At 69.1% G+C, this 3,486-nt stretch carries 2 protein-coding genes and 2 rRNA genes; 3 read left to right on the top strand and 1 reads right to left on the bottom strand.

The features are described from left to right. Together ETD86_RS53210 and rrf are read left to right on the top strand one after the other, a co-directional pair. Nucleotides 1-119 (top strand): 23S ribosomal RNA (locus ETD86_RS53210); the annotation flags it as partial. A 132-nt stretch (nucleotides 120-251) separates the two neighbouring features. Then, nucleotides 252-368: ribosomal RNA gene (rrf, locus tag ETD86_RS53215) — 5S ribosomal RNA — on the top strand. A gap of 304 nt (nucleotides 369-672) precedes the next feature. Here the strand turns inward: rrf and ETD86_RS59520 are convergent. Beyond that, nucleotides 673-2,385, bottom strand: coding sequence for a hypothetical protein (locus tag ETD86_RS59520; RefSeq protein WP_170223795.1), 1,713 nt, complete (start codon nucleotides 2,383-2,385; stop codon nucleotides 673-675). On the opposite strand from ETD86_RS59520, the gene ETD86_RS53220 reads away from it, so the two are divergent. Continuing rightward, the gene (locus tag ETD86_RS53220; RefSeq protein ID WP_246149513.1) at nucleotides 2,329-3,363 is read left to right on the top strand and encodes a hypothetical protein; all 1,035 of its coding nucleotides are present in this window, start codon (nucleotides 2,329-2,331) and stop codon (nucleotides 3,361-3,363) included. The genes ETD86_RS59520 and ETD86_RS53220 overlap by 57 nt on opposite strands. The last annotated feature ends 123 nt before the right edge of the window (nucleotides 3,364-3,486 follow it).

A 3,486-nucleotide genomic window follows, 5' to 3' on the forward strand; every position in this document is an offset into this window, starting at 1 on the left:
AGGTCTCCCACCCTGTGAAGGGGTAAGGCCCCCTATAGACGATGGGGTTGATAGGCCGGAGGTGGAAGCGCGGTAACGTGTGGAGCTGACCGGTACTAATAGGCCGAGGACTTGACCACAAAGCATAATGCTTTGGTGTGTGCTGCGCTCTGTTACTCTTCGCCGGGTCCAGAGCTGCGCCACACCAAAGAAATTCTTGCTCGCGTCCACTATGCAATTCTGAGACAGCAGACAGTGCTGTTTCTCAGGGTTACGGCGGTTATGGCGGGAAGGAAACACCCGGTTACATTCCGAACCCGGAAGTTAAGCTTCCCTGCGCCGATGGTACTGCACTCGGGAGGGTGTGGGAGAGTAGGTCACCGCCGGACAATCTTTGAAAGAGAAAGGCCCCCGACCAGCACGGTCGGGGGCCTTTCTCTTTTGTGCTGCCGTCCTGGCGCAGGTGCCGGCGCACGAGGGACCTAGCCCCGGGATACGGAGCATTCTCCGCCAGACCGGGAGGGTGAAAAGCGCAAGCGGAGCTGGAGGGCAATCATCCGAGCGACAACGTCTGATCAGGCGTATAGTCGCACGGCCGAATTCCCGAGATTCGCCCGTGGGAGCGCTTCAATTCGCGGAACCCAGCGACATGGCGAGCAGCCCTGCCGGGCCTAGTCATTATGGACGGCCGATTTATGGGCTTGAGTCGGGCTCGTGGACGTTCCCCGGCTTGCTACGCTGGAGGTACCGGGCCACCCCACGGGTGGCCTTCGTCGCGTAAGGCCCGAGGACGGGCGGCGACCAGCCACGGTGGACCGTTGTTGTGAGTCCGCTGGGTGAGCCCAACGAAATGGACCAGAAGTGAACAGAGATAACGGATCGGACGGCGGACAGCGCGGGCGCGGCGACGGTGAGGACAGGCGCTCTGGCGGCGACAGGAGCGGTGGGTACAGCTCTCGCGGGCGAGACTCCGGCGGCGGCGACCGTCCGTTCCGTTCCGACGACAGGGGACGTTCCTCCGGCCGCGACGACAGAGGTCCCCGCCGGGACGAGGGCCACCGGGACGATCGGGGCTCGCGTCGAGAGGGCGGCTACGGCGACCGCCGCGAGGGCGGTCGATCCGGCGATCGCGGCGACAGTGGTCGATTCGGCGATCGGGGCCCCAGGCGCGAGGGTGGGTTCCGCGACGACCGTGGGCCTCGTCGTGAGGGTACGGATCGTGGATCGCGTGGCGATGACCGCCGCACGTACCGTGACAGGGATGACCGTGGCCCGCGGCGTGAGGGCGATGAGCGGCGTTCGTTCCAGGATCGGGATGACCGCGGGGCGCGTCGTGAAGGTGGTTACACCGACCGCAGCGAGGGCGGCGGCACCGGTGAGCGGCGCGGCGGCGGGTTCCGTGACGATCGGGGTCCTCGGCGTGAGGGTGGGTTCCGCGATGACCGTGGTCCTCGGCGTGAGGGCGGGTTCCGTGACGATCGGGGTCCTCGGCGTGAGGGTGGGTTCCGTGACGATCGTGGTCCTCGGCGTGAGGGCGGGTTCCGTGACGATCGGGGTCCTCGGCGTGAGGGCGGGTTCGGTGACCGTGGTCCTCGGCGTGAGGGTGGATACGGAGATCGCGGTCCCAGAGGTGAAGGCGGCGGCCGCGAGGACCGGGGCCCCCGGCGTGAAGGCGACGAGCGGCGTTCGTTCCGGGATCGGGATGACCGCGGGGCGCGTCGTGAGGGCGGTTACGGCGACCGGCGCGAAGGCGGCTACGGTGATCGTGGCCCGCGCAGTGACGGCGGTTTCCGTGACGACCGGGGTCCCCGTCGTGAAGGTGGTTACGGCCCTCGGCGTGAGGAGGGCTCCGGTGATCGTGGTCCTCGTCGTGAGGGTGGGTTCCGGGATGACCGTGGTCCTCGTCGTGAGGGCGGGTTCGGTGACCGTGGCCCTCGGCGCGAGGGTGGATACGCGGACCGTGGCCCTCGGCGTGGGGGTGGCTCCGGTGATCGTGGTCCTCGTCGTGAGGGCGGGTTCGGTGACCGTGGCCCTCGGCGCGAGGGTGGATACGCGGACCGTGGCCCTCGGCGTGAGGGTGGCTCCGGTGATCGTGGTCCCCGTCGTGAGGGTGGGTTCCGTGACGATCGGGGTCCTCGTCGTGAGGGTGGGTTCCGGGATGACCGTGGCCCACGCAGGGAAGGCGGCCAGCGGCCGTTCTCGCGGGACGACCGCGGCGGCCGCGATGAGGGCGCCGGTGAGGGCACCCGCGCCAGGTACGGCAGGCCCGACCGGGACAGCGAAGCGCCCCAGCGTGAGCGGCTGCCCGATGTGGCGCCCGACATCACCGCGGACGAGCTGGACAAGGAAGTGCTCGAGGAGCTCCGCCCCCTGCCCGGCGACCTGGCCGACCTCGTGGGCCGCCACATGGTCGCCGCTGAGCGGGCGCTGGAGGACGACGACCCCGATCGGGCGCACGAGCACACGAAGGTGGCGCGCCGGTTCGCGGCCCGCATCGGTGTCGTACGGGAGGCCGCCGGCATCGTCGCGTACCGCGCCGGGCACTTCTCCGAGGCGCTGAGCGACCTGCGGGCGGCGCGGCGGCTGACGGGGTCGGAGGCGTACCTGCCGGTCATGGCCGACTGCGAGCGCGGTCTCGGCCGTCCGGAGCGGGCCATCGACCTCGTGCGCTCGCCGGAGGCCGAGCGCCTCGATCGGGCCGGGCGCATCGAGCTGACCATCGTCGAGTCCGGCGCTCGCCGCGACCTGGGCCAGCACGACGCTGCCGTCATCACCCTGCAGCGCCTGCCCGAGCTACGCGACCCGCAGCCCAAGCCCTGGTCGGCGCGGTTGGCGTTCGCGTACGCGGACGCGCTGGCCGAAGCGGGGCACACGGACGCGGCGACCGACTGGTTCGGCCGGGCGATGGCGTTCGACGAGGACGGTGAGACTGACGCCGCGGAGCGGTACGCCGAACTGACCGGTGCCGTGATCGAGGACGTCGAGGAGGACTTCGACGACGAAGACGACTTCGACGACGCCGGTGTCGCCGCTGTCGCCGAGGGCGCGGAGGCGGTCGAGGAAGTGCACGACGCCGAGGCCCTCGCGGAAGCAGACGATCTGCTGAACGAGGAACCGGAGCCGGCCGGTCTCCAGGAGTCGGAGGGTGCGGAGCCTGCCGACGTCCAGGAGTCGGAGGATGACGAGCCTGCCGACATCGTGGAAGGCACGGAGGACGCTGACGAGCAGAGCTCCGACGATTCCGAGGGCGAGCAGGGCGCCTCTGAAGTGGCGGCGCAGGCCGAGATTCGGGGCATCACACCGGCGTTCATCGAGCCCGACTTCGGCGACGCGGTGGACGAGGACGATGACCCCACCGAGAAGCAGCTGAAGTCGGACGACTAGACGAATGAGTCCAAGGGATCGCCTGCGGAAATAGGGTGAGGGTGTCCAAGATCATTGTGTGACGAACGACCTGAACACCCTCGCCACCGCACTCTATGTGAAGATCGACGACACGCTGAAGGC

The organism is Nonomuraea turkmeniaca, from assembly GCF_005889735.1.
GTDB classification, from domain to species: Bacteria; Actinomycetota; Actinomycetes; order Streptosporangiales; family Streptosporangiaceae; genus Nonomuraea; species Nonomuraea turkmeniaca.